This window comes from Pseudomonas sp. LS.1a, assembly GCF_022533585.1.
Lineage (GTDB): Bacteria > Pseudomonadota > Gammaproteobacteria > Pseudomonadales > Pseudomonadaceae > Aquipseudomonas.
This window is the reverse complement of sequence record NZ_CP092827.1, coordinates 373,307-396,381: the sequence shown is the minus strand read 5'-3', so window position 1 is coordinate 396,381 and position 23,075 is coordinate 373,307. Positions and strand designations below refer to the sequence as shown.

The 23,075-nt window shown below is 62.5% G+C and carries 20 protein-coding genes; 14 read left to right on the top strand and 6 right to left on the bottom strand.

The annotated features are described in order from the left end of the window. Positions 1-6: 6 nt before the first annotated feature. From bioC to bioB, 4 genes are read right to left on the bottom strand one after another with little or no spacing between them, the layout of a single operon-like run. Positions 7-825 carry a malonyl-ACP O-methyltransferase BioC gene (bioC, locus tag MKK04_RS01690; RefSeq protein ID WP_241106177.1) on the bottom strand — a complete coding sequence of 273 codons (819 nt, stop codon included), beginning with the start codon at positions 823-825 and terminating at the stop codon, positions 7-9. Continuing rightward, the gene (locus MKK04_RS01685; RefSeq protein ID WP_207834059.1) at positions 818-1,549 is read right to left on the bottom strand and encodes an alpha/beta fold hydrolase; all 732 of its coding nucleotides are present in this window, start codon (positions 1,547-1,549) and stop codon (positions 818-820) included. Before MKK04_RS01685 ends, bioC begins: the two co-directional genes overlap by 8 nt. Further along, entirely contained in the window at positions 1,542-2,714 is a 1,173-nt protein-coding gene (gene bioF, locus MKK04_RS01680; protein WP_207834057.1) for an 8-amino-7-oxononanoate synthase, read from the bottom strand. Before bioF ends, MKK04_RS01685 begins: the two co-directional genes overlap by 8 nt. A gap of 1 nt (position 2,715) precedes the next feature. Beyond that, positions 2,716-3,774, bottom strand: a complete 1,059-nt coding sequence (gene bioB, locus MKK04_RS01675; RefSeq protein WP_013970556.1) for a biotin synthase BioB — start codon at positions 3,772-3,774, stop codon at positions 2,716-2,718. A gap of 89 nt (positions 3,775-3,863) precedes the next feature. Between bioB and MKK04_RS01670 the strand changes: the two genes are divergently transcribed. From MKK04_RS01670 to rarD, 6 genes are all read left to right on the top strand, one after another. Then, positions 3,864-4,595, top strand: coding sequence for a ComF family protein (locus MKK04_RS01670; protein WP_207834055.1), 732 nt, complete (start codon positions 3,864-3,866; stop codon positions 4,593-4,595). Between the two features lie 107 nt (positions 4,596-4,702). After that, positions 4,703-5,476, top strand: coding sequence for a TOBE domain-containing protein (locus MKK04_RS01665; RefSeq protein WP_241106781.1), 774 nt, complete (start codon positions 4,703-4,705; stop codon positions 5,474-5,476). 162 nt (positions 5,477-5,638) lie between these two features. Then, on the top strand, positions 5,639-6,613 hold the full coding sequence (locus MKK04_RS01660) for a serine/threonine protein kinase (RefSeq protein WP_207834044.1): 975 nt from the start codon (positions 5,639-5,641) through the stop codon (positions 6,611-6,613). A 374-nt stretch (positions 6,614-6,987) separates the two neighbouring features. After that, complete coding sequence (locus MKK04_RS01655) at positions 6,988-9,039, top strand: hypothetical protein (protein ID WP_241106176.1); 2,052 nt, start codon at positions 6,988-6,990, stop codon at positions 9,037-9,039. Then, positions 9,026-9,466, top strand: a complete 441-nt coding sequence (locus MKK04_RS01650) for a hypothetical protein (RefSeq protein WP_241106175.1) — start codon at positions 9,026-9,028, stop codon at positions 9,464-9,466. Before MKK04_RS01655 ends, MKK04_RS01650 begins: the two co-directional genes overlap by 14 nt. Positions 9,467-9,625: 159 nt before the next feature. Further along, complete coding sequence (rarD, locus tag MKK04_RS01645; RefSeq protein WP_233688020.1) at positions 9,626-10,513, top strand: EamA family transporter RarD; 888 nt, start codon at positions 9,626-9,628, stop codon at positions 10,511-10,513. Between the two features lie 253 nt (positions 10,514-10,766). Here rarD and MKK04_RS01640 read toward each other — a convergent pair whose 3' ends face one another. Further along, complete coding sequence (locus MKK04_RS01640; protein ID WP_087502009.1) at positions 10,767-11,285, bottom strand: glycine cleavage system protein R; 519 nt, start codon at positions 11,283-11,285, stop codon at positions 10,767-10,769. Positions 11,286-11,737: 452 nt separating this feature from the next. On the opposite strand from MKK04_RS01640, the gene MKK04_RS01635 reads away from it, so the two are divergent. Beyond that, complete coding sequence (locus MKK04_RS01635) at positions 11,738-13,915, top strand: malate synthase G (RefSeq protein WP_207834012.1); 2,178 nt, start codon at positions 11,738-11,740, stop codon at positions 13,913-13,915. A 147-nt stretch (positions 13,916-14,062) separates the two neighbouring features. Here the strand turns inward: MKK04_RS01635 and MKK04_RS01630 are convergent, their stop codons facing one another. Further along, complete coding sequence (locus MKK04_RS01630) at positions 14,063-14,602, bottom strand: response regulator (protein WP_207834010.1); 540 nt, start codon at positions 14,600-14,602, stop codon at positions 14,063-14,065. 116 nt (positions 14,603-14,718) lie between these two features. Here MKK04_RS01630 and MKK04_RS01625 point away from each other — a divergent pair, with 116 nt between their 5' ends. The 7 genes from MKK04_RS01625 to MKK04_RS01595 all read left to right on the top strand — a co-directional run bounded on the left by MKK04_RS01625 (position 14,719) and on the right by MKK04_RS01595 (position 23,049). Continuing rightward, the gene (locus tag MKK04_RS01625) at positions 14,719-16,656 is read left to right on the top strand and encodes a putative nucleotidyltransferase substrate binding domain-containing protein (RefSeq protein WP_233688021.1); all 1,938 of its coding nucleotides are present in this window, start codon (positions 14,719-14,721) and stop codon (positions 16,654-16,656) included. Beyond that, on the top strand, positions 16,653-17,363 hold the full coding sequence (locus tag MKK04_RS01620; RefSeq protein ID WP_207833992.1) for a 3'-5' exonuclease: 711 nt from the start codon (positions 16,653-16,655) through the stop codon (positions 17,361-17,363). Before MKK04_RS01625 ends, MKK04_RS01620 begins: the two co-directional genes overlap by 4 nt. A 244-nt stretch (positions 17,364-17,607) precedes the next feature. Then, complete coding sequence (locus tag MKK04_RS01615) at positions 17,608-18,126, top strand: RNA polymerase sigma factor (RefSeq protein ID WP_063914542.1); 519 nt, start codon at positions 17,608-17,610, stop codon at positions 18,124-18,126. Further along, positions 18,123-19,079, top strand: a complete 957-nt coding sequence (locus MKK04_RS01610; protein ID WP_233688022.1) for a FecR domain-containing protein — start codon at positions 18,123-18,125, stop codon at positions 19,077-19,079. The genes MKK04_RS01615 and MKK04_RS01610 overlap by 4 nt, the downstream gene beginning before the upstream one ends. A gap of 219 nt (positions 19,080-19,298) precedes the next feature. After that, the gene (locus tag MKK04_RS01605; RefSeq protein WP_207833983.1) at positions 19,299-21,704 is read left to right on the top strand and encodes a TonB-dependent siderophore receptor; all 2,406 of its coding nucleotides are present in this window, start codon (positions 19,299-19,301) and stop codon (positions 21,702-21,704) included. A gap of 56 nt (positions 21,705-21,760) precedes the next feature. Then, positions 21,761-22,873, top strand: coding sequence for a PepSY-associated TM helix domain-containing protein (locus tag MKK04_RS01600; protein WP_241106174.1), 1,113 nt, complete (start codon positions 21,761-21,763; stop codon positions 22,871-22,873). Further along, entirely contained in the window at positions 22,870-23,049 is a 180-nt protein-coding gene (locus MKK04_RS01595) for a hypothetical protein (protein WP_241106173.1), read from the top strand. Before MKK04_RS01600 ends, MKK04_RS01595 begins: the two co-directional genes overlap by 4 nt. The last annotated feature ends 26 nt before the right edge of the window (positions 23,050-23,075 follow it).

Below are 23,075 nucleotides of genomic sequence, written 5' to 3'. Positions count from 1 at the left end.
CTCCCCTTACGCCTGTGGCTTGCGCAACACACCATAGACCACCTGGTAGGTGGCTGGCAGCCCCTCGGGCTGGCGAAATGCCTCATAGGCCTGCAGCAGGCCCTGCATGCGGGCCCGGCCGGTAAGCCCGGAAGGCCGGCCAGGGTTCAGGTTGTGGGCACCGAGGGCCTTGAGTTCATGGGTCAGGCTGCGCACATCCGGGTAGTGCAACACGTGCGGGCAGCGCAGCAGCCCAAGCTGTTCGAAGCCGCTGGCGGCGCACAGACGCTGATAGTCCTCGAAACGGCGGAAGCGGTTCACGTGCACCAGGCCATCCACCGTCTGCCAACTGGCGCGCAGTTCATCGAGGGTACCCACACACAGGCTGCTGAAGGCCAGCACGCCGCCCGGGCGCAGTACTCGCAGCACTTCTGCCAGCACGCTTGCGAACTGGTCGCACCACTGCACGGCCAGGCTGGTAAACACCAGGTCGACGCTGGCATCACGCAGTGGCAAACGCTCGGCATCACCGGCCACATGATAGTGCGCCCCGCCCTGTTCGTTGCGAGCATGGCACAACATGCCCTCGGCGATATCCACCGCCACGCCGCTGGCCTGGGTGAACCGCTCGGCCAGCGCCCGGCTGAAATGACCGGTGCCGCTGCCCAGATCCAGCCAGCGTGACGGCTGCAAGCCTTCCGGCAACTGCTCCAGCAGGTGCGAACCCACCGCACGCTGCAAGGCTGCCACGCTGTCGTAGCTGGCCGCGGCGCGGGAGAACGAGGCCGCCACCTGGCGCTTGTCGGGCAGCGCGCCGGGCAGGGTCGGACGGGAAAGGTCAGTCATCGCCACTCTCATGCAGGAAACTCTTGATGCCCGCCGCCAGTTCCTGCGGATACTCCAGCAGGAACGCGTGGGAACTGTCTTCGACCAGGCCCACCTCCACATCGGGCAGCAGCTCGCTCAGCGCTTTTGCCGCCTCGGCCGGCACCAGCGCGTCGCTGCCGGCGAACAGGTGCAGCTGTGGGCCACCGTAGGCCTGCAGGGCTTCGCGGGTGTCCAGCCTGGCCAGCACTTCCAGGCCGGTGGCCAGGTACAGCGGGTCGGTATCCGGTACGCCGACACCCAGCTGGCGTAACAATGTGCGGGGTTGCAGGGCGCCATCGCTGCACAGTGTGCGGAAGCGCTTGAGGGTGACCTGGGTATGGTTGCGGCAGCCGTCGAGGAAGGTGCCGAAGGTGTCTTCGGCCATGCCGTGGGGCCAGTCCGGGCGAGCTACGAAACTAGGGTTGCTGGCCAGGGTCAGCAGGCCGCAGCAATGGTCGCCGCGCTTGTGCGCCAGGGCGCTGGCCAGCATGCCGCCGAGCGACCAGCCGCCCAGCCAGACATCGCTCGGCAGCTTGCGGTCGAGGTGGTCGACCCAGGCCTGCACATCGCTGTGGGGCAGTTCCGGCAAGGGCATCAGCTCCACCTGCAGGCGGGCGTCCTGGGCACGCAGGCTGGCGGCCAGCGGCTCCAGGGAAGCAGTGCCCAGGCCCCAGCCAGGCAACAGAACAAGTCGATTACGCATCGGCGCTCTCCAACTGTGGATAACACTCGGCCAATGCATTCAACAATAGCTGCACCTGCGCCTCGCTGTGCGCCGCGCTCAATGTCACCCGCAGGCGCGCGCTGCCCGCTGGCACGGTGGGCGGGCGGATGGCCGTCACCAGCAAGCCGCGCTCACGCAGCATGCGTGACAGGCGCAGGGCCTGCGCGCTGTCGCCGATGACGATCGGCTGGATCGGTGTCGGGCTGTCCATCAATACCAGGCCGATCTGCTGCGCGCCTTCCCGGAACTGGCGGATCAGCGCTGCCAGATGCTCGCGGCGCCAGGTCTCACGGCGTAGCAGTTCCAGGCTCTTGAGCGTGGCACAGGCCAGGGCCGGTGGCTGGCTGGTGGTGTAGATGTACGGGCGGGCGAACTGCACCAGCGCTTCGATCAGCTCTTCGCTGCCGGCCACAAAGGCGCCAGCGGTACCGCAAGCCTTGCCCAACGTACCGATCAGCACCGGCACGTCATCCACGCCCAGACCAAAGTGCTCGACAATACCGCCGCCCCGGGTGCCGAGGGTACCCAGGCCATGAGCATCGTCGACCATCAACCAGGCGCCGCGGGCGCGGGCGACAGCGGCCAGCGCCGGCAAGTCGGCCAGGTCGCCATCCATGCTGAACACGCCGTCGGTCACCACCAGCGTATTGCCGACGGCCTTGTCCAGGCGACTGGCCAGGCTGGCCGGGTCGTTGTGCAGGTAGCGGTTGAAACGGGCGCCGCTGAGCAGCCCGCCATCCAGCAGCGAAGCGTGGTTCAAACGGTCCTGAAGCACCGTGTCCCCCTGCCCCACCAGCGCGGTGATGGCGCCCAGGTTGGCCATATAGCCTGTGGAGAAAAGCAACGCACGCGGGCGCCCGGTGAGCTCGGCCAAGGCCTCTTCCACCTGATGGTGCGGCGTACTGTGGCCGATCACCAGGTGCGAGGCACCGCCACCGACACCCCAACGCTCGGCGCCGGCCTGCCAGGCAGCGACTACTTCAGGGTGGTTGGCCAGGCCCAGGTAGTCATTGCTGCAGAAGGCCAGCAAGCGCTGGCCATCGACCACTACTTCCGGCCCCTGCGGGCTTTCCAGCAATGGCCGCTGCCGATACAGGTCTGCAGCACGCCGTTCGGCCAGACGCGCCGCTAGGTCGAAGGCCATCTCAGGCCGTCGCGGCGTTGTAGAACATCTCGCTGCTGCGCTGTTCGACCAGCGCCTGCTCGATCGCCGCCTGGTGCACTTCGTCGGCGTGCTCTTCACGCGCTTCGGGCTTGATGCCCAGGCGTGCGAACAGCTGCATGTCCTTGTCGGCCTGCGGGTTGGCAGTGGTCAGCAGCTTTTCACCGTAGAAGATCGAGTTGGCGCCCGCCATGAAGGCCAGGGCCTGCATCTGCTCGTTCATCTGCTCACGGCCGGCGGACAGGCGCACGTGCGACTTGGGCATGAGGATACGGGCCACGGCCAGCATGCGAATGAAGTCGAACGGGTCGACGTCCTCTTCCTCGGCCAGCGGCGTGCCGGCCACCTTGACCAGCATGTTGATCGGCACCGACTCCGGGTGCTCGGGCAAGTTGGCCAGCTGGATCAGCAGGCCGGCGCGGTCGTCCAGCGACTCGCCCATGCCAAGGATGCCGCCGGAGCAGATCTTCATCCCGGCATCGCGCACGTAGGCCAGGGTCTGCAGGCGCTCGCTGTAGGTGCGGGTGGTGATGATGCTGCCGTAGAACTCCGGCGAGGTGTCGAGGTTGTGGTTGTAGTAGTCCAGGCCGGCCTGGGCCAGAGCCTTGGTCTGCTCCTGGTCGAGCTTGCCGAGGGTCATGCAGGTTTCCAGGCCCATGGCTTTCACGCCTTTGACCATCTCCAGCACGTAGGGCATGTCTTTGGCCGACGGGTGCTTCCACGCCGCACCCATGCAGAAGCGGGTAGAACCGATGGCTTTGGCGCGGGCAGCTTCTTCCAGCACCTTCTGCACTTCCATCAGCTTCTGTTTTTCCAGCCCAGTGTTGTAGTGACCGGACTGTGGACAATATTTGCAATCTTCCGGGCAGGCGCCGGTCTTGATCGACAGCAGGGTCGAAACCTGAACGCGGTTCGGGTCGAAATGCGCGCGGTGCACGGTTTGCGCCTGGAACAGCAGGTCATTGAACGGTTGCTGGAACAGCGCCTTGACCTCGGCCAGGGACCAGTCGTGACGTGTTGTTGCAGTTGTGCTGGCGCTCATTGGCGTTTCCTTGTTTAGGCTGAAGCTGGCGCCGGGACAGGAAAGCCCGCCAGCGCATCACGGATAGCTCGCATAGTCATGGAAGGCCTATGAACTGTCAACCACAGCTGAAAAGACTGGTTTACAAGTGCTCACTTATTAATCAAACGTGCTTGCTGTGCGATGAGCCTGCCGATCAGCCCTACCCGCTGTGCATCGCCTGCGAGCAGGAACTGCCCTGGCTGGGCGACCAGTGCCTGCGCTGCGCCCTGCCGTTGCCCATGGCCGGCCTGACCTGCGTCCCGTGCTGCCGCCGCGCACCGGCCTTCGAGCAGGTGATTGCACTGTGGCATTTCGGCTTTCCGGTGGACACGCTGATCAGCCGTTTCAAGCACAACCGCCAGTGGCCTTTGGGCCGCCTGATGGCCGAATTGCTCGGGCATGGGCTGTTGCACCGCTTTGCCGAAGGGCTGCCGCGCCCCGACCTGTTGTTGCCTGTGCCCTTGGCCAAAGGTCGACTACGGGAGCGGGGGTTCAACCAGGCGGGGATGCTCGGACGCTGGCTGTCGACGCACGTGGGGGTACGTTGCGACGAGCGGTTGTTGCTGCGCACACGAGAGACGCCTGCGCAGCAACAACTGGATGCCAAGGCCAGGCGACGCAACCTACGCCAGGCGTTTGCGGTCACGGGCGAGTTGACGGGCAAGCACGTCGCCATTGTCGATGACGTGCTGACCACCGGTACCACAGCCCAAGCCATTGCCCAGGTGCTGCGCAAGGCCGGGGCGCAGCGGGTGGATGTGTACTGCCTGGCGCGTACGCCCAAGCCGGGTTATCTGTGATTTCAAGGGCCTCATCGCCGGCCAGCTCCCAGAGTGAGCGCATGTACATTTAAATTTTGAGCAAGACAGTTGCTCCTACACACTATCCATCCTCAGGCCCCACAAGACTGAATGCCCATGTCCCTGCCCCCCTCCTCACCCAGCACATCGCCCGCCGGCCCCAGCGCATTGCGCTGCTGCAGCACATTGCCGAAGAAGGGTCGATCACCCGCGCCGCCAAGGCCGCGGGCATCAGCTACAAGGCTGCCTGGGACGCCATTGACGAACTCAACAATCTGGCTCGCCAGCCCTTGGTCGAGCGCAGCACCGGCGGGCGTGGCGGCGGTGGTGCCCGCCTGTCAACGGAAGGCGAGCGAGTACTGCGTCTGTATCAGAGGCTGCAGGTCCTGCAGGCGCAAATCCTCGAAGCAGCGGAAGAGTCCAGTGACCTCGACCTGCTCGGTCGGCTGATGCTGCGTACCAGCGCGCGCAACCAGTTGCAGGGCCAGGTCAGCGGCCTGCGTCGTGAGGGTCGGCATGATCGTGTCAGCCTGGCGTTGGGCGGTGGGCTGGAGATCGAGGCGTTGATCACCCCCGACAGCACCGCGCGGCTTGAGCTGACCCCGGGCACGATGGTGGTGGCGCTGCTCAAGGCGGGGTGGGTGAGGTTGTTGGCCGACGAGGAAGAGGCCGAAGCGGGGAGTAATTGCCTGCGGGCGACGGTGGAGGAGGTGCTGGCGGAGGCTGATGGGCCTGGTGAGGTCAGGTTGGCGTTGGGGAATGGGCAGACGTTGTGTGCGTTTGCCGAGGCGGATTGGTTGGCTGGGCAGCAGGTGGCAGCTGGCAGTTCGGTGCGGGTTCAGTTTCATCCCTCCTATGTATTGCTTGGGATTCCTGCATAGCCTGGCCGCGCTTTGCGCGGTTCGCGGGTAAACCCGCTCCCACAGGTGCATCGTTTCCCTGGCGGCTGCGCCGTCCATGTGGGAGCGGGTTTACCCGCGAAGAGGCCGGTACAGGCATAACGCGTTACCATGGCCCCCACGCCGCCTATCCCCGGAGCCACCATGTCCCACCCCTTCGACACCCTCACCCCTGACCTGGTCCTGGACGCAGTGGAAAGCCTGGGCTTTCTCAGCGATGCCCGGGTGCTGGCGCTGAACAGCTACGAGAACCGCGTCTACCAGGTGGGCATCGAGGGCGCGCAACCGCTGATCGCCAAGTTCTACCGCCCAGGCCGCTGGAGCGATGCGGCCATCCTCGAAGAACACGCCTTCACAGCCGAACTGGCCGACTGCGAAGTGCCGGTGGTTGCGCCAATGCAGCACGACGGCCGCACCCTGTTCGAACACCGGGGCTTTCGCTTCACCCTGTTCCCCCGCCGCGGCGGCCACGCCCCGGAGCCAGGCAACCTCGACCAGCTCTACCGCCTCGGCCAGTTGCTCGGCCGCCTGCATGCCGTCGGCGCCAGCAAACCATTCCAGCACCGCGAGGCGCTGGCTGTGGACAACTTCGGCCACGCCTCGCTGAATACCTTGCTGGAAGGCGATTTTGTCCCCCGCGAGCTGCTGCCGGCTTTCGAATCGGTGGCGCGCGACCTGCTCAAGCGGGTGGAGGACATCTATGCCCGCACGCCGCACCAGCTCATTCGCCTGCACGGCGACCTGCACCCCGGCAACCTGATGCACCGCGACGAGGTGTACCACGTGGTCGACCTCGACGACTGCCGCATGGGCCCGGCGGTGCAGGACCTGTGGATGATGCTGGCCGGCAGCCGCGAGGAGCGCCTGGGGCAACTGGCCGAGCTGATCGACGGCTATAACGAATTCCACGACTTCGACCCGCGCGAACTGGCGCTGATCGAACCCCTGCGCGCCCTGCGCCAGCTGCACTACAGCGCCTGGCTGGCACGGCGCTGGGACGACCCGGCGTTCCCGCCCAGCTTCCCTTGGTTCGGCCAACCGCGCTACTGGGGTGACCAGATTCTTGCCCTGCGCGAACAGATGGCCGCGCTGGATGAGCCGCCGTTGAAGTTGTTCTAAGTTCTGCGTCAGAAAGAATCGACCTGGCAGACACCCCATCGCGCAAGCCGGCAAACGCAAATGTCGGCCCTCTCCCGCAACTTCCTTACATGCTGAACCTAGCATTTTTGCCAGTAGGCAAGGCGGGAGGCTGGGTGTAAAAAAACTCCCGAGGCAATGCGGGATTTTCAGCAATGAATAAAGCAAACCGTGGCGTACTGATCGGGCGCATGCTTCCGGCCAAATCCCTCCATCACAATAAAGTCCACTTCAAGCATTAAGTTCGACCCGGCACCGCAATTAATGCGAGCACCAAAACCCAGTGAACCATGGCCAATCACAATATTCCATGGCGATAGCGCTCGAACTCATAAACCCTTCCAAGCGAGAAACTCATGAACAGCTCTACAAAACAGTCGCTCGAACAGTTCCTGGAAGAACTAGCCAAAGTACGTAAGAATTTTGGCTACCCGGTAATTGTGGCATTTGATCGAAAAACTGCAAACCATGTATTGAAGCAAGAATTTATCGAGCGGTATGCGGGCGGACTGTTTCTGGACCCGATGAATAGCGAGGTTGATATTGAAGCAGGCCTTTCCTATCACCAGCTTCAGGATTTCTGCCTGGATGAACCCAGGCTATCATTTGAGAATTCAGACCTCAGTAATTCCAAAGCCAAGTTAATGATGCGAAGTGTGCGAGGCAAACAGATTCAGTTAAGCCAGTCGATAGGTAGCACACGCAGGCGGGTTACGCGACTGGCGGAGGCAACACCTGTCAATGGCCCGTCTCTGGTATTTGACGTCGACTTGATAAGTGATAGGGGAGAGGTTTCCAAGGAGGGTAGAGCCTATTTCAGCTTTATCACCAAAAGTAACTATTACTTTTATGGCGGCGTAACATCATTTGAAATCGAAAAACTTGGGCAACATTTCAGTCGATTCTTTAACGACTACGCTGAAGCGCCTGAGGAAAGGGCTCGAATCGAGTACACATTGGGCCAGCTTTCGAATCTGGCGAACTCTCCACTAAAGCCACATAGATTTGCAATACGTACCCATGGTGCCCCCGGAGCAGGACGTGTAAACACGGAAGGCTTTGGCGACGGTGCTGTCGTTCTATTTGTCGAACTGGAAGGGTTCGACAGTGATGACGCTAGCCCGCCAGACGAGAATAGAAAGCTCCCTTATCTTTTACCGGAGGGCCTCAGTGCCAACGTGCTGCTGCACTCGAATTTCATTATAGCAAACCTGATAATTCCGAAGTTAAAGTCTAGCGATTCGTCTGTTCGCCTGCTTGACTGGAAAGCCATGCATATCAACACCTCGAATAACATTGAATACATAGCTGCTGGAAAATTCAAAATTGCCGAAATGAATTACGGCAAAGTCGGCCAGGACTACATCAGATTCCATGCGGAAGCCTTTGACTATATCGCACCCGCCGAGGGTAATACCAAAGAGAAGCTCAGGATAAAGCACGATAAAGACCGACTGATCATTGAGTGGATTGGAACCACCGACAGATATGCACGAGTAACCTGGGGTTATGATGAAAATCCGGGCGTAACTGACGGCAGACTGACCACAGTCTGGAACTTCCAGCACCAGTATAAATTCTCAGTAGACGACCAGGAAGGCCGACACAAACTGGTTCTTTCGCGAGTTGGAGGAAGCGGGTCCTTCAACTGGTACGTATCTGACAAACTGGACGAGGCCCTTGACGATAAAAACCAACATATCAGGGACTTTATTGAAGAGCGCTTGAAGAAAAACTTCGATGACTTCCTGTTTGGTGTAAATGACTCCTTCGCCGGTATAAGTACTGAAGTAGACACCTTCATCCTTTCGTCACTACTGTTCCGCAACTCGCAAGTCACCCTTGAGTCGGCACATTGGCCGAATGACGTGACCGCCCTGGGTCAACTGGCGCCTGAGCGAAACAAGCTCACAATTACCAGAAGCGACGACAAACCGATCGACAACGGTGAAACCAGCGTACTGCCCGGCGGGAGCATAACCTTCAAGACCGAAGCCGCCAGCGGAGGCGTAACATGGAGCGTACGTCACCTCCCTGATTACAACGGTGACAACCCTACAGGCACAATCCACCCGAGTACCGGAACTTACTCCGCGCCCGCTGCCGACCAATTCGAAGGCAGTCACATCAAGGTCATCGTTAGCGCTCAAATAGGCAGTGCGGTTTCTCATGTACTGGTGAGCGTTCTGCGAACCAGTATCAGTATCTACCCCTCCATCGCGACCGTAAACCTGAACGCCTATACCGATATAGTCGCTGGCGAAATGAACAGAAATGACATCAGCATAAAAGTCGAAGGGCTGGGTGACCTGGTCGACGCGCCCGACCCCGACCCTCTAGGGCAGGTAAACAAACGCTACCTCCCCCAAACAGGTGCCAGAGTGGGAAGAAGGCATGCCCAAAGTTGATTCGGTACTGCGTCTTGATAAAGTAGTGGTCAGCAGTAAGACTTTCACCAAGACCGTCCATATACTCTTGCCTGTTGAAATGGAAGGCGCTTATTGGCTGAAGCCAAAACAGGGGCAAGCAGGTGTGGAGCTTGAATTCTGGGTGAAGCCCAATGGCAGGCCGGAGCAGCAAGTACCAAAGGAACAAACCTCATGGCATGTGCGTGTCGGCAATGGCACAATCGACGACGGTATCTACACGCCACACCCTTCCAGGCCGGACGATGAGTACATTGTCATCGTGGCGATCCATGACGGGCAATTCGTACCTCAATACGCCAGTTTGATTCTGCCCATTCCCTTTGTCAGTGCTGAAAAATTCCTGGCTCTTTATGCATCCGTTGAAGCTAGCGACAATTCGCGTAGGGCGCGCATAAACCGGGAATGATCGGTTGGGTGTGCATTTGACGGCCAGACTCCCCGTGCCGTTGACGCCGAAAACCAGGGCCATGCCCTGGTTTTCGCGTTTCATAAGTGCCAGCACAACTCGCCAACCTGTGCTGAAATAGCCCTGCGCTTTATTTAGCTACCTAAGCAAGGATTCTGCATGCACGCCGCAAACCCGCGTCGCGGGTACCTACTGGGCCTCAGCGCCTACATCATCTGGGGCCTGTTCCCCCTGTACTTCAAGGCGATCCAGAGCGTCCCGGCGGTGGAGATCATTGTCCACCGGGTACTGTGGTCGGCACTGTTCGGCTCGCTGCTGCTACTGGTGTGGAAACACCCCGGCTGGTGGCGTGAACTGCGCAACAACCCGCGCCGGCTGGGCATCCTCGCCCTGAGCGGGGCGCTGATCGCCGGTAACTGGCTGACCTACGTCTGGTCGGTGAACAACGGGCGCATGCTCGAGGCCAGCCTGGGCTACTACATCAACCCGCTGATCAATGTGCTGCTGGGCATGCTGATTCTTGGCGAGCGCCTGCGCCGCCTGCAGTGGCTGGCCGTGGCCATGGCTGCCGTGGGTGTGGCCCAGCAAGTATGGCAGGTGGGCAGCCTGCCCTGGGTGTCGCTGGTGCTGGCACTGAGCTTCGGCTTCTATGGGCTGATTCGCAAGCAGGCACCGGTGGCGGCACTGCCGGGCCTGGTGGTGGAAACCTGGATGCTGGTACCGCTGGCGCTTGGCTGGCTGTTGCTGCACCCGGCGGCGACAAGTGCCCAGGGCGCGTTCTACACCAGCAGCGAAGCGTTGTGGTTGATGGCCGCGGGGCCGGTGACACTGGTGCCGCTGGTGTGCTTCAACGCGGCTGCGCGCCACTTGCCGTACACCACCCTGGGCTTCCTGCAATATCTGGCGCCGACCCTGGTGCTGCTGCAGGCGGTGCTGCTGTTCGATGAGCATCTGTCATCGAGCAACCTGGTGGCGTTCATGTTCATCTGGGCGGGCTTGGCGATTTACAGCGTCGATGCGTGGCTGAGTTTGCGCAAGCGCAGCTGATCAAAAAACAAACAAACCGCTGCAGGCCATGTGATTCGTGGCCTGCAGAGACATCTCCAAAGGTTATCCACACCCTGGTCCCCGTACTTTGTGCACAAGCTGCTGATTTTTGAGCATTTTTTGAGCAAAGTTGTGGAAGGCGCGCAGTTATTGGGCTGGAGAGGTACACCCCAGGTTATCCACAGGGCCTTCCCCGTGATATCGGGATAACCGCAGGGGGCTGCTTTGCAGCCCTTTCACCGGCAATCCCGGATTACTCCTCCGGCCGCAGCTTCAACTCCACCATCAAGTCGTCCGCCAGGCTCTCCAGCTTCTGCTGCAAGTCGTCCAGCGACAGGGTCAACGGCAATGCCAGCAAGGCATCGGCATGGAACAGCGGCTCGCTGCTCATCGGCGCCGGCCGCACCTCAGTGGTAAACCGTTCAAGGTTCACCCCCAGGTCCGCCAGCAAGCGGGTGATGTCACGCACGATCCCCGGCCGGTCATTCCCTACCAGCTCCATGGCAATCGGCTTCCAGGTGCACGACGGCTCGATGCCGCTCTCGGCGATCAGCACGCGAATGTCATAGCGGACCAACCCCTGCAGCGAGGCCACCAGCTCGTCGTAGTTTTCCGCCGGCACCGCCACCCGCAGGATGCCGGCAAACTGCCCGGCCATGCGCGACATGCGGCTTTCCAGCCAGTTGCCACTGTGGTCGGCGATGCACTGGGCAATGCGCTCGACCTGGCCCGCCTTGTCGGGGGCAATCACTGTCAGTACAAGATGATCCACAAGCCCTTCCTCGTGTCGGACCGCTTCCGGGCGGCAGAAAATCGGGGGATCGACTCAGTATAGGCAAGGCGCGGCAACCTGCCGCAGGGCAATCTGCATAACGAATCGTGTACTGTTTCAAGATTTATCTGGAACAATCCACCTGTTTTTTGCGAACATACCCACTCCCAGCGTGACCATACGCGACCAACGGGTCGCATAACGGCGCTTTTAGTCTGATTTTGCCCCGCCTACTGCTTCATGTAGTATCCCGTGGCGCGGACTACAAAACGTCGTTTGGATGTCTGCCAAGGCGCCTGTGAAAATACGCACACTGTCTGCCAGCCGGTCTGGCAGGCCGCACCCAGCCGCGCCCGGGGCTTTACTCGGGGGCATGCACTGGTGCCGTGTTTAGAGAAGCGCTACAGGCTTAATACAGAAGAGCGAAATAGCTGAGCAGAGTGAGGCAAGCAATGACTGGATACGTTCAAGTCGGTGGCCTTCAGGTCGCCAAGGTCCTGTACGACTTCGTGAACAACGAAGCCATCCCCGGGACCGGCATCGTCGCCGAGCAGTTCTGGGCGGGTGCAGAGAAGATCATCAATGACCTCGCTCCAAAGAACAAAGCCCTGCTCGCCAAGCGCGACGAGCTGCAAGCCAAGATCGACGCCTGGCACCAGGCACGCAAAGGCCAGGCCCACGACGCCGCAGCCTACAAAAGCTTCCTCCAGGAAATCGGCTACCTGCTGCCACAAGCCGACGATTTCCAGGCCACCACCCAGAACGTGGACGAAGAAATCGCCCACATGGCCGGCCCGCAGCTGGTCGTTCCGGTGATGAACGCCCGCTTCGCCCTGAACGCCGCCAACGCCCGCTGGGGTTCGCTGTACGACGCGCTGTATGGCACCGATGCCATCAGCGATGAAGGCGGCGCCGAGAAAGGCCAGGGCTACAACAAGGTGCGTGGCGACAAGGTCATCGCCTTCGCCCGCGCCTTCCTCGACGAAGCCGCACCACTGGCAGCCGGCTCGCACGTCGACTCCACCGGCTACCGTATCGAAGGCGGCAAGCTGATCGTCGCCCTGAAAGGCGGCAGCAACAGCGGCCTGCGTGACGACGCCCAGCTGATCGGCTTCCACGGCGATGCCGCCGCGCCGACCGCCGTGTTGCTCAAGCACAACGGCCTGCACTTCGAAATCCAGGTCGATGCCAGCACCCCGGTCGGCAGCACCGACGCCGCCGGCGTCAAAGACATCCTGATGGAATCGGCGCTGACCACCATCATGGACTGCGAAGACTCGGTTGCCGCCGTCGACGCCGACGACAAGGTGATCGTCTACCGCAACTGGCTGGGCCTGATGAAAGGCGACCTGGCCGAAAGCGTGACCAAGGGTGGCAAGACCTTCACCCGCACCATGAACCCGGACCGCGAGTACGCCGCACCCAACGGTGGCAGCGTGACCCTGCACGGCCGTTCGCTGCTGTTCGTGCGCAACGTAGGCCACCTGATGACCAACCCGGCGATCCTCGACGCCCAGGGCAACGAAATCCCCGAAGGTATCCAGGACGGCCTGTTCACCAACCTGATCGCCCTGCACAACCTCAACGGCAACACCAGCCGCAAGAACACCCGCAGCGGCAGCGTGTACATCGTCAAGCCGAAGATGCACGGGCCGGAGGAAGTCGCCTTCGCCGCCGAGATCTTCAGCCAGGTCGAAGACCTGCTGGGCATGAAGCGCAATACCGTCAAGGTCGGCATCATGGACGAGGAGCGCCGCACCACGGTCAACCTCAAGTCGTGCATCAAGGCTGCAGCCGAGCGCGTGGTGTTCATCAACACCGGCTTCCTCGACCGTACCGGCGATGAAATCCACACCTCGATGGAGGCCGGCGCCGTGGTGCGCAAGGGCGCCATGAAAAACGAGAAATGGATCGGTGCCTACGAGAACAACAACGTCGACGTCGGCCTGGCCACCGGCCTGCAAGGCCGTGCGCAGATCGGCAAAGGCATGTGGGCCATGCCGGACCTGATGGCGGCCATGCTCGAGCAGAAGATCGCCCACCCGCTGGCCGGCGCCAACACCGCCTGGGTACCGTCGCCGACCGCCGCCACCCTGCACGCCCTGCACTACCACAAGGTGGACGTACAGGCGCGTCAGCGTGAACTGGCTTCGCGTACCCCGGCGTCGGTGGACGACATCCTGACCATCCCGCTGGCCACCGACACCAACTGGTCGGCCGAAGAGATCCGCAACGAACTGGACAACAACGCCCAGGGTATCCTCGGCTACGTGGTGCGCTGGATCGACCAGGGCGTGGGTTGCTCGAAGGTGCCGGACATCAACAACGTCGGCCTGATGGAAGACCGCGCCACCCTGCGTATTTCGGCCCAGCTGCTGGCCAACTGGCTGCGCCACGGCGTGGTCAGCCAGGAGCAGGTGCTGGAGAGCCTCAAGCGCATGGCTGTAGTGGTTGACCAGCAGAACGCCGGTGACGCGCTGTACCGCCCGATGGCCCCGAACTTCGACGACAACGTCGCGTTCCAGGCGGCAGTGGAGCTGGTGGTGGAAGGTGGCAAGCAGCCGAACGGTTATACCGAGCCGGTACTGCACCGCCGTCGCCGCGAGTTCAAGGCGCGTAACGGGTTGTAAGCGACATCTGCGACAGGGGGCTGCTTTGCAGCCCTTTCGCGACACAAGGCCGCTCCCACAGGTACCGCGCAAGGCTGAGGTTTGGCGCGGTACTTGTGGGAGCGGCCTTGTGTCGCGAAAGGGCTGCAAAGCAGCCCCACTCCTGCCCTACTCGATCTTCAGTTCTTTCTTCACCAGCTCCAGCAGCTTGTCCAGGTCCACCGGCTTCAACAGGAAATCCACCACCCCCAGGTGCATCACGTCCACCGCCTCTTTCACGTCGGTGTCGCCCGACACCACGATGATCGACAACGCCGCCCGCTCTGATTCACGAATCTTGCGAATCAGGTCCAGGCCATCCTCCGGCTGCATACGCAAATCCGTAATCATCAAGCCAATCCGTTGCTGGTAGTGCAGGTACAGCCTGGCTTCCTCGGCCCCATCCGCCCCGACGCAGTCGATCCCCCGGCTTTTCAGGTACAGGATCAACGCCTCACGGTTCACCGCATTGTCATCCACCACCAGCACCAACGGCTTGGCAGCCACGGGCGCGCTCGCCACGGCCAGTGCCTCGCGCTCGGCGTCGCTCAGGATGTCGCGTTGCTCAGGCATGCTCATCTCGTCAAAAAAATTCCGCTTCAGCATTAGGACCACAGAACTTGCGTAACCCGGTTTGCCTTTTGTCGGGTTTTTGACAGGGGCGCTCATAGACTTACGTCCAATGGGCACCACCCCGCTGCAAGCCGACCATGGAGGCAGAGAACAACATGGTCGGCACCTATATATAGATATATATAGTTCGGCACAGCGATACGGTCAGTTTCATGAGCAAAAAGGACGCCTACAGCCAGGCGGGCAGGACAGCAGTGCTGCAGAACATCCAGGGCACCCTGCAGTTCCTGCAGCGATTTCCGCCGTTCAACCAGATGGAACACAGCCACCTGGCCTACCTGGTCGAACAGTGCCAGCTGCGCTTCTATGCCAGCGGCGAGAGCATCGTCAAACCTGCCGACGGGCCGGTCGAGCACTTCTACATCGTCAAGCAGGGCCGCGTGGTAGGCGAGCGCCAGCACCTGGTCAAGCCTGGTGTGGAGACCACTTTCGAAATTACCAGCGGCGAATGCTTCCCGCTGGCTGCCCTGCTCGGCGAGCGGGCGACCCGCACCGAGCACCTGGCCGGTGAGGACACCTTCTGCCTGCAGCTGAACAAGCCTGCGTTCATCCGCGTGTTCTCGATGTCCGAAGTGTTTCGGGATTTTGCCCTGCGCGGGGTCAGCAGCCTGCTCGACCAGGTCAACCAGCAGGTACGCCAGCGTGCGGTGGAAACCCTCGGCACCCAGTATTCGTTGAACACGCCATTGGGGGAACTGGCCATGCGCCACCCGGTGGTGTGCAGCGCCGACACGCCCCTGCGCGATGCCGTGCGGCTGATGCATGAGCAGCAGGTCGGCAGCATCGTGGTGGTCGACCCGCAGCGCTACCCCACCGGTATCTTCACCCTGCGCGACCTGCGCCAGGTGGTGGCTGCGGCCGATGCCGACCTGGGTGCACCCATCGCGCGGCACATGACGGCCCAGCCGTTCTACCTCAGCCCCCAGGCCAGCGCCTTCGACGCAGCCATGGCCATGACCGAACGGCATATCGCCCACGTGTGCCTGGTTGAAAACAGGCGCCTGTGCGGCGTGGTTTCGGAGCGCGACCTGTTCTCCCTGCAACGGGTAGACCTGGTGCACCTGGCGCGTACCATCCGCCATGCGCCACGCCTGGACACCCTGGTATCGCTGCGCGGCGAAATCAGCCAGCTGGTCGAACGCATGCTCGCCCACGGCGCCTCGTCCACACAGATCACCCAGATCATCACCCTGCTCAACGACCACACCGTGTGCCGGGTGATCGAGCTGGCGTTGGCCGAACGCGGTGACCCGGGCGTACCGTTCAGCTGGTTGTGCTTTGGCAGCGAAGGTCGACGTGAACAAACCCTGCACACTGACCAGGACAACGGCATCCTCTTCGAAGCCGCCGACAGCGCCGAAGCCGACGCCATCCGCGTCCGCCTGCTGCCGCTGGCGCAATACATCAACCAGTGCCTGGCCCAGTGCGGCTTCACCCTGTGCAAGGGCAACGTCATGGCCGGCAACCCCGAGCTGTGCCTGTCGCGCAGTGAATGGGCGCGGCGTTTTGCCGGTTTTGTCCGCGAAGCCAGCCCGGAGAACCTGCTGGGCTCGAGCATCTATTTCGACCTGCGCGTGGTGTGGGGCGACGAGCAAGGCTGCGAGCAACTGCGCCAGGGCCTGCTGGACCAGGTGGCCGATAACCGCATCTTCCAGCGCATGATGGCTGACAACGCCTTGCGCCAACGCCCGCCGGTGGGCCGCCTGCGCGAGTTCGTGCTGACCCGTCAGGGCAACGACAAGGCCGCCACCCTCGACCTCAAGGTCCAGGGCCTGACGCCCTTCGTCGATGGCGCCCGGCTGCTGGCCCTGGCCAACGGCATCGGTGCCTGCAATACCCTGGAACGCCTGCGCCAGCTGGTGGCCAAGGGCGTGATCGAGGCACTGGACGGCGCAGCGTACGAAGAGGCCTACCACTTTATCCAGCAAACCCGCATGCAGCAGCACCAACGCCAGACCCGCGACAACCTGCCCTATTCCAACCGCCTGGACCCGGACAGCCTCAACCACCTGGACCGGCGCATCCTGCGCGAGTCCCTGCGCCAGGCCCAGCGCCTGCAAAGCAGCCTGGCCTTGCGGTACCAGCTATGAGCCTGTTTGCCTGGCTGCGCCCCAGTGCACCCGAACTGGACCATGCCACACGCCAGCGCCTGGCCCGGCTGCCCAAGGCCGCGCCACTGGGGGTGTGTACCCTGCGCGAGCAGCGCTGGGTGGTGCTCGACCTGGAGACCAGCGGCCTGAACCCCAACCGTGACCAGGTGCTGTCGGTTGGCGCCGTGGCCATCGAAGATGGCGCCATCGATTTTGCCCAACAGTTCGAACGCACCCTGCACCGACCTTTGCAGAAGACCAACGCCAGCGTGCTGATCCACGGCCTGGGCCCGAGTGCCCTGGCTGCCGGATGCGACCCGGCCGAGGCCTTGCTCGATTTGCTCGATTTCATTGGCAATAGCCCGGTGCTGGCATTCCATGCACCGTTCGACCAGCGCATGCTGGCCAGGGCGCTGAAGGAAAGCCTGGGCTATCGCTTGCAGTCGCCCTTCCTCGATGTTGCCGAGCTGGCGCCGATGCTCAACCCCGACACCGTGCTGCGCGAGGCCGGGCTGGATGACTGGGTGACGCGGTTTGGCCTGCAGGTGGAGGAGCGCCATCATGCCAGCGCCGATGCCCTGGTGACCGCCGAGCTGGCGCTGATCCTGTTCAGCCAGGCCCGGCGCCAACAGCTAGACAGCCCGTTGCAGCTGGAGCAGCGCTTGCGCGGGTGGCGCAGGCGCAAGGTGCACAATCACGGCCTGTAGCTTTGCGCTGCCCTTGCTGGCGTCTTCGCGGGTAAACCCGCTCCCACAAGGACTGCACTACCTTTGAAACCCTGGAAATACTGTGGGAGCGGGTTTACCCGCGAAGAGGCCAACACAGGCAACACATCTGCATGACCTTGGATGCTAGCCATCCGATAAGCGTCCATTGCACCCACCCCCTCCCCTCTGCAACAATCGCGAATAATTATCGTTAGTTAATACCTACGTTCCGGGGGAACGCTGCTTGTCTTCTGCACAGAGCCCACACGCCGATCTGGTCGGTGCGCTGTACCGCGACCACCGCGGCTGGCTGCTTGCCTGGCTGCAACGCAGCATGGCCTGCCGCCAACGTGCCGAAGACCTGAGCCAGGACACTTTCGTGCGCCTGCTCGGCCGTGAGCAACTGGTCAGGCCCCGCGAGCCCCGTGCTTTCCTGGCCGCAGTGGCCAAGGGCCTGATGTTCGACCACTTCCGCCGCGCCGCGCTGGAACAGGCCTACCTGGCCGAACTGGCACTGATGCCGGAAGCCGAACAACCGTCCCCAGAAGTGCAGCACCTGATCCTCGAAGACCTCAAGGCCATCGACCGCCTGCTCGGCAAGCTGTCGAGCAAGGCCCGCGCAGCATTCCTGCACAATCGCCTGGACGGCATGGGCCATGCCGAAATCGCCGAGCGCCTGGGGGTTTCGGTGTCGCGGGTGCGCCAGTACATCGCCCAGGGCATGCGCCAGTGCTACGTGGCCCTGTACGGGGAGCCGACGTGAGCAGTGCACCGGTTTCGTCCCGGGTACTGGAAGCCGCCATTGCCTGGAAACTCAGCCTCGACAGTGGCAGCGGTACACCTGATGAGCGCAGCGAATTCATGCGCTGGCATGCAGCCAGCGAGGAGCACGCCCGCGCATGGCGCCAACTCGGCGCCATGGACCAGCGCGTCAGCGCCGCTGCAGGCCCCGCACGCCAGGCCCTGCTGCAATCGCGCGCCGGCCTGCGCCGACGTATCGGCAAGGTCGGCGGCGGGCTGGCCGGCATGTTTCTACTGGGCTCGCTGCTGGCCTGGGTCGGCGCACCATCGCTGGCACCCAGTTACTGGTTGGCCGACCAGCGCACCGCCACCGGCGAACTGCGTACCCTGCGCCTGGAAGACGGCACCTTGCTGAGCCTGAACAGCCACACTGCCGTGGATATCGACTACGCAGGCGAGCAACGGGTGATCGTGCTGCACCAGGGCGAGATCTCGGTCGAAACCGGCCACCAGGACTCGCGCCCGCTGCTGGTACGCACCGAGGATGGCAGCCTGCGCCCATTGGGCACGCGCTTCCTGGTGCGCCGTGAGGACGGCGGTACACGCCTGGAGGTGCTGCAAGCCTCGGTCGCCGCCATGCCGCTGAACAGCGGCGACGAACAGGTGCTGCGTGAAGGCCAGCAGGTGCTGATGAACACCAATGGTCTCGGCCGAATCGGCGCGGTCCCCGCCGGTGCCGACGCCTGGACCCGCGGCATGCTGGTGGTGGACAACGTGCGCCTGGGCGATCTGCTGGCCGTGCTTGGCCAGTACCGCAGCGGTTACCTCGGGGTAGACGACGAGGTCGCCGACTTGCGTGTCACCGGCAGCTTCCCGCTGACCGACACCGACCTGGCGCTGGCGTCGCTGGTGCCGGCACTGCCGGTGAAGGTCGAGCGACATACCCAGTGGTGGGTGACCGTCGGTCCCAAGTAGTCCTGCACCGGCCTCTTCGCGGGTAAACCCGCTCCCACAGGATTGCACCAGCCTCAAAGCCTCCGCGATCCCTGTGGGAGCGGGTTTACCCGCGAAAGAGCCGGTACAGGCAAAAACCAACTTCAAATAATTCTCACTTTTTTTCAGATTCACCCTGTCACTTTTCAAATCTCGCTCGGCAAGGAAGCAGAACGCACTTATCCGTCGAGGAGCCGCTGCATGTCCCGTGCTGTTGATCGTATCCTGCGCCCCAGCCTGATGGCCCTGGCCATCGCCGTGGCCGCGCCATTGGCCAGCCCAGCCCTGTTCGCCGCCGAGCAATCCGCTCCACGCACCTACGACCTGCCCGGCGCCCCGCTGGCCACCACCCTCAACCAGATCGCCAGCCAGGCCGGCATCGCCCTGGCCATCGACCCGGCATTGGTCAGCGGCCGCACCTCGGCCCCGGTAAGCGGGCATTACGATGGCCTCGGCGCCCTGCAGGCGGCCCTGCGCGGCACTGGCCTGCAGTTGCAGCAAAGCAGCGTGGGCAGCTACAGCCTGGTGGCCACGCCAGAAGGGACACTGGCGCTACCGGAGACTGCTATCAATGCGACTTCCAGCTATGAAAGCGCCTGGGGTACCTCCAGCGGCTACGTGGCCACACGCACTGCCGCGGGTACCAAGACCGACACACCAATCGTCGAGACCCCACGTTCGATGACCGTCATCACTCGCCAGCAACTGGATGATCGCCAGGTACTCAACCTCAATGACGCCCTGCGCTACACCGCAGGCGTGCAAAGCAGCGGTTACGGTTCGGACTCGCGCGCCGACTGGTTGCGTATACGCGGTTTCGAGCCGACCCAGTTCCTTGACGGCCTGCCGCTGCCCAAGGGCTCGTTCGCCAACCCCAAGGTCGAGCCATGGAACCTCGAACGCATTACCGTGCTGCGCGGCCCGGCGTCGTCGCTGTATGGCCAGACACCACCGGGCGGCCTGCTCGACATGGTCAGCCGCCGGCCGCAATTTGAAAGTGCGCACCAGATCGAAGCCCAGGTGGGTAGCAACGAACACCAGCAGATCAACTTCGACAGCACCGGCAAGATCGACGATGAAGGCAAGTTTCTCTACCGCGTAAGTGGTGTGGTGCGTGACAGCAACTCATCCGTCGACCACATCCCGGACAAGCGCTACAACATCGCACCTAGCCTGACCTGGAACATCGATGACGATACCAAGCTGACCTTCATCTCCCAGTACACCCGGGACGATACTGGTATCACCGGCCAGTTCCTGCCGCTGCAAGGCACCAAACTGGACGGACCGACCGGCAAGATTTCCCACCACAAGAACCTTGGCGAACCGGACTGGGACTTCTACGACCGCACTTACTACGCGCTGGGCTATGCCTTCGAGCACCGCCTGAACGACACCTGGCAGTTCCGCCAGAACCTGCGCTACACCAAGAGCGACCTGTCGTTCCAGGCCGTGCAGGTGGCAACCGTCAACAGCATCGACGCCGATGGCAACGTCAACCGCGAGTCGGGTATCGTCAACGAAGACATCAGCCAGTTCGCCGTCGACAACAACTTCCAGGCCGACTTCCAGACCGGCGACATCAGCCACACCGTGCTGCTGGGCCTGGACCATCAGCGTTCGAATACCAACTATCAGTGGCTGTATGGCATGGGCGTGCCACCGATCAACGTCAACCGCCCGGTGTATGGCGCCGACCTGTCGAACGTCACCTACTTCGCCATGCAGGACTTCCAGCAGAAAACCCACCAGACAGGCGCCTACGTCCAGGACCAGATGTCGCTCGACAACTGGCGCCTGACCTTGGGTGGTCGTGAAGACTGGATTCACACCGGCGCTGTGTTCCATAACAGCAACGACGCCACCAATACCCAGCGCGACAAGGCCTTCAGCGGCAACGTCGGCCTGAGTTACGTGTTCGACAACGGCATTACGCCGTACTTTTCGTACACCGAGTCGTTCCAGCCGGCCAGTGGTGCCAACTTCAACTCCACGGAGTCGTTCAAACCGACCGAAGGCCGTCAGTATGAAGTGGGTGTGAAATACCAGCCCGTCGGGACTGACACCCTGCTCACTGCAGCGGTGTATGACCTGAAGCAGCAGAACGTCAGCGTCACGGAAGGCAGCATCACCCGCCAGGTGGGCGAACTGCAGGTTCGCGGCCTGGAACTGGAAGCCTCCACCCAGGTTACCGAGAACCTCAAGGCGATCGCATCGTATACCTATACCGACACCGAGATCCTGAAGGGTGACGACAAAGGCAATCGCATGGCGCTGATCCCGCGCAACCAGGCAACCCTGTGGGCCGACTACACCTGGCACAGCGGGCCACTGGACGGCTTCGGCATTGGCGGCGGTGTGCGCTACGTGGGTGACACCTACGGCAATACCGCCAACACCGAACTGGCCCATGTGGGCTCGTACACGGTGTATGACGCCTCGGTGCACTACGACCTGGGTAGCCTGGACAACAGCATGAAAGGCCTGACGGTAGCCGTAGAGGCGAAGAACCTGTTCAACAAGGACTACCTGGCCAACTGTGACGGTTACTGGTGCTACTACGGCGACGAGCGCAACGTGGTGGCCAGTGTCAATTACAAGTTCTGAGTGAACGGGGGCCGCTTTGCGGCCCCTGTGCCCATCAGGCATTAATCGGTACCGTGATGAAAAGCCCAACCATCCGCCGCTGGTCCGTGGTCCACACCTGGAGCAGCCTGGTCTGCACCCTGTTCCTGCTGTTGCTGGCAGTCACCGGCCTGCCGCTGATCTTCCACCACGAACTCGAACACCTGCTCGGCGACGCACCCGAACTGCGTGAAATGCCAGCAGGCACGCCACATCTCGACTTGCAGCAACTGGTACTCAAAGCCGAACAGCACCGCCCTGGCGAGGTCATGCAGTACTTCGGCCATGACGAGGACGAACCCAACGGCGTGGTCGCCATCACCGCCGCCACCGCCGGCACCGACCCCAACTTGTCGCACACCTTCATGCTCGATGCCCGTACCGGCGAGGCGGTGGCCATGCCGGCCGCCAATGGCGGCTTCATGATGGTGATGCTGCGCCTGCACGTGGACATGTTCGCCGGCCTGCCCGGCAAGCTGCTGCTGGCCTTCATGGGCGTGCTGTTCGTCGTGGCGATCATCTCCGGCACCGTGCTCTATGCGCCGTTCATGCGCCGCCTGGACTTCGCCACGGTGCGCCACGACAAGTCCCGTCGCCTGCGCTGGCTCGACCTGCACAACCTGATCGGCGTGGTGACCCTGGCCTGGGCATTGACGGTAGGCGTAACCGGTGTGATCAGTGCCCTGTCCGACCTGGTCATCGCGGCCTGGCGCAACGACAGCCTGGCCGCCATGGTCGCGCCTTACCGCGACGCGCCACCGCTCACCCAGCGCGCACCAGCCTCACGCCTGCTGGAGATTGCCGAACAGGCCGCCCCAGGCATGCGCCCGGACTTCATCGCCTTCCCCGGCACGCGCTTCTCCAGCGAGCACCACTATGCAGTGTTCATGAACGGCGCCACGCACCTGAGTTCGCACCTGTTCACACCGGTTCTGATCGATGCCCGCACCCTGGCGGTTACAGCCGTCGGCGAACGCCCCTGGTACATGGACGCCATGGGCCTTTCGCAACCGCTGCACTTCGGCGACTACGGCGGTAGACCGATGCAAATCCTCTGGGCAGTGCTCGACGTGCTCACCATCATCGTGCTCGGCAGCGGGCTCTACCTGTGGTGGGGCAAACAGCGCAAAACCCGGGAGGCAAGGGCATGAGCCACCGGTCACGATCCTCTCGGCACATTTTCGCCTGGCCCACACTGATCGCCCTGCTCAGCTTCACGGGGTTGTTCGCCGCCTTGCTAGGCGACGGCCTGTGGGACGGCCTCGCCTGGCTTGGCCTTGGCGTCTCGGCGGGGTTGGGCCTCAAAGGCTTGCTGCCGCGTCGGTAGCCCGCTACCACCGCTGCGTTGCAGCG